Here is a 3,407-nt window from a genome sequence, read left to right as displayed (position 1 = left end):
AGTTGGGACCACGTCAGCCCTTTATTTCTTAGCTCATAGAGATTTAATTTATCTTCGTAGCTCAATTTCATAAAAAAGCACCCCATTCGTTAGATTATCTGTCTAACTTTTGGGGTGCGGTTCACGATTAACGGAGGTCTTTTAATTTTGCCCAGATGGTAGCGATTTCCTCTGGTGAATAGGCTTTGGCACCGCTGGCTAGGGGATGTCCACCACCGTGGTGCTCCTTGGCGATGCCGTTGATGGTCAGGGTTTTACTGCGAAGGTTGACCCGATAGCTACCATCTGCTTGTTCCGTACAAATCATCCAGCGGTCGACACTGTCAATTTTTCCTGGTAGTCCAACAACGAGGCTGACTTCCTCAGGTCTGATGTCAAAGTCCTGCAAAAGTGTTGTGGAAAGAACAATTTGAGCCGCTCCGCTATGGTCCACCTGTAGGTGCTCCAGAATGTAGCCCATCAGGCGAGCGAGCTTGGGCGATAAGGTGTCCAGTTGTCGAGTGATGAGGGCAGCATCAATGCCGGTGTCAAGCAAATAGCTAGCGATACGGAAGGTCTTTGAGCTGGTGGCTGGGTAGAGAAAACGCCCAGTATCGCCGACAATACCTGCATAGAGCAGGCGGGCGATTTTAGTGGTCATCGTCCATCCCAGTTCAATAGCCATCTCAGCAATCATCTCGCTACAAGAAGAAGCTATCGTATCAACCCAAACGAACTCTCCATAAGGTTCATCGTTGGGGTGATGGTCGATTTTAATCAGGCAATCGCCATTGTTATAGCGCTCATCATCAATTCTCGCTTTATTGGCGGTATCAGTCACGATAACCAGGCTGCTAGTATAATCCTTATCTGAGACGCTATCCATTGCTGCTAACCAAGATAAGGTTGGCTCCTCATAGCCTGTGGTTAACACACGTTTATCTGGAAAGTTATGGCGGATAAGTTCTGCCAGCCCAACCTGAGACCCGATGGCATCAGGGTCTGGCTTTTGGTGGCGGTGGATGATGATGGTATCGTAAGCTTGAATCGCTTGTAAGATTGAAAGGAAAGGAGCAGTCATCGTTATCTCTTTTCTATGCTAGTTTGCCTTAGCATAGCATAAAAGTCTTTTTTTTTCAAACGTTGATGGTTCTTGATAATAGCCACATGGCTGATGACACTGATTAGGACTTGTTTATTTTTCACTACTATGTAAAAGGACGTTTTGGGCTAGCCTAGAGACCCCTGATGTGGTATAATAAGGTCAAAATAGGAGGACATTATGGCTTTAGCTAAGATTGTTTACGCTAGCATGACTGGTAACACTGAAGAAATTGCCAATATCGTGGCTGACAAGTTGACCCAGTTAGGACATACCGTTGAACTTGAGGAATGCACGGGCGTAGATGCCAGTGATTTTGAAGAGGCAGATATTGCGATTGTTGCCACCTATACCTATGGTGATGGTGATTTACCTGACGAAATCGTAGACTTTTACGAAGATTTACAAGAACTGGACCTGACAGGGAAAATTTATGGTGTTGTCGGTTCTGGTGATACCTTTTATGATTTTTTCTGCAAGGCTGTTGACGACTTTGAGGCCGCGTTTGAAAAAAGCGGCGCAACAAAAGGTGCAGCATCTGTTAAAGTTGATTTGGCAGCTGAGGATGATGACATCAAAGCCCTTGAGAATTTTGCAGAGCAGCTGGTCTCTAAGCTGGTTTAAATAATGTTGAAAATATCAGTAAGGCATGGATAAAATCCTGCCTTATTTGTTAGGAGGAGTAATGGTAGAACATGTGAAAAAAGTAAGCCTTATCTTCTTCTTTGCAGGATTAGGTGGGCTTTTACGCCAGTTGGTAGTCCTGCAGTTCGGAGATATTGGGCTGCTGGGCTGTAATTATGTAGCTGTTTATGGCCTAGTTTATTCGACACATCACCTCTTTCACTCAAAAAGTATTAGTCCATCGCTAAAAGTAGGATTAAGTGTGGGCTTTTTTGGAGGATTGAGCACTATTGCGCCGATTTTTATGGCCTTGGCCACTGCTCTTGAGCAAGGCGATTGGTGGCGACTAATTGGCTTGATGGTTTGCCATATTCTTGGTGGTTATTTAGTGGCTTTATTGGCAAATAGCCGAGCTCTAAAGAGAGAGGAGGGATAGTAGATGGTGATAGTGATGATACTCTGCGGTTGTGGGGCTCTCTTGCGCTATGCACTCAGACCGCTCAACGCTTACTGTCAGTTATCACTAGGAACGCTAAGTGCTAATCTTCTGGTGGCAGTTACGATTGGGTACCTTTCGCAGTCGACGATGTTCAGTCCAAACTTGCAGTCGTGGTTAATCTTTTTCTTAGGTGGTTTGGGTACTTACTCGACCTTCAACTTGGAGCTACTTGATCGCAGAACAAAGCCAAGAGAATGGTTTGTTTACCTTATTCTGACTTATGTTCTTGGAGTAGGAGGAATCGTCCTAGGTCGAATCTTGGCTATCTGATATTTTGGTTTGGTAAAAATAATTATTTAAAAATCTCTTGAAAAACGCTTAAATACTTGATTTTTCGGGGGGGGGGGGGGGATATAATAGTAGTGTCTACAAGTATCGATGATATTGATATAGCAATAGTCCGCTTTTTCTTACTGGACTTGCAAAATTATTTCTTAGAAAGCTTAGGACAAAGAAAGGAAACAGATTTATGATAACGCATCGGTTTTTATAGAAGTTGATACTGCTATTCACTTCTATAATGTTTATATTTGGTAGTTTATTTGTCACAAGTCAAACAGTACAAGCTAAAGAATTGACAAATGTTACTTTTAAAACAAAGCTTCAAAATGAATCTCGCAAAGAGATTAATCCTCAGGAGCTATACGTGGGATCTGCTTATGAATTTTTTGTTGAATTTGATTTAGCAGCGTATGATAATAATTTAGCTGATGGAGACTATTTTGTTTTTGAATTACCTGAGTCATTTGATGTCAAGGAAAAAACAGAAGAGTTTATCTTTGAGGAAGTTGCTGTTGCTGATGTTGAGATTACTTCAAATGGTACAGACAAAGGTGGTCAGGTGAAGTTAACCTTAAAAAATCTTGACCAGTGGATGGCGAAAAAGAACTATACATCAGTTCAAGGTGTTAAAGGAAACTTCTCTGGAAAATTTAAATTTAATAGTGAAGCTGAAGTGACCATTCCACTAAAAGGAGTTGATGATACAGATACACTCACAATCAAAGTGTTACCTGCTATTACAAGGTCAGAGTATGATGGTACAACCTATAATTATCGTAAAATGGGTGGGCTCACGAGTGAAAAGGCACCCCTTTTCTGTACAATTTTTATAAAGTGTTTTTGTTAAGCGATAACTCGCTTAACCATAGGTGTTTGGTAATCGAGACTACCGTGAATGCGATGATGGTTCCACCAGTGGAC

General features: G+C 42.1%; 5 protein-coding genes. 4 read left to right on the top strand and 1 reads right to left on the bottom strand.

Annotated features, from left to right (window positions below; genetic code table 11):
- Nucleotides 1-127 precede the first annotated feature (127 nt).
- Entirely contained in the window at nucleotides 128-1,060 is a 933-nt protein-coding gene (locus tag ACERC7_RS10490; protein WP_373659687.1) for a bifunctional oligoribonuclease/PAP phosphatase NrnA, read from the bottom strand.
- 201 nt (nucleotides 1,061-1,261) lie between these two features.
- Here ACERC7_RS10490 and ACERC7_RS10485 point away from each other — a divergent pair, with 201 nt between their 5' ends.
- The 4 genes from ACERC7_RS10485 to ACERC7_RS10470 all read left to right on the top strand — a co-directional run bounded on the left by ACERC7_RS10485 (nucleotide 1,262) and on the right by ACERC7_RS10470 (nucleotide 3,333).
- Complete coding sequence (locus ACERC7_RS10485; RefSeq protein ID WP_373660659.1) at nucleotides 1,262-1,705, top strand: flavodoxin; 444 nt, start codon at nucleotides 1,262-1,264, stop codon at nucleotides 1,703-1,705.
- A gap of 61 nt (nucleotides 1,706-1,766) precedes the next feature.
- Nucleotides 1,767-2,141: a CrcB family protein gene (locus tag ACERC7_RS10480; protein WP_373666889.1), complete on the top strand. Its 375-nt coding sequence runs from the start codon at nucleotides 1,767-1,769 to the stop codon at nucleotides 2,139-2,141.
- A 3-nt stretch (nucleotides 2,142-2,144) separates the two neighbouring features.
- On the top strand, nucleotides 2,145-2,474 hold the full coding sequence (locus ACERC7_RS10475) for a CrcB family protein (protein ID WP_373659685.1): 330 nt from the start codon (nucleotides 2,145-2,147) through the stop codon (nucleotides 2,472-2,474).
- A 250-nt stretch (nucleotides 2,475-2,724) separates the two neighbouring features.
- On the top strand, nucleotides 2,725-3,333 hold the full coding sequence (locus tag ACERC7_RS10470; RefSeq protein ID WP_373666888.1) for an Ig-like domain-containing protein: 609 nt from the start codon (nucleotides 2,725-2,727) through the stop codon (nucleotides 3,331-3,333).
- Nucleotides 3,334-3,407 lie beyond the last annotated feature (74 nt).

This window comes from Streptococcus sp. E17BB (assembly GCF_041807725.1).
GTDB lineage: Bacteria > Bacillota > Bacilli > Lactobacillales > Streptococcaceae > Streptococcus > Streptococcus entericus.
The sequence above is the reverse complement of the archived record's forward strand: the minus strand, read 5'-3'. Positions and strand labels throughout refer to the sequence as shown.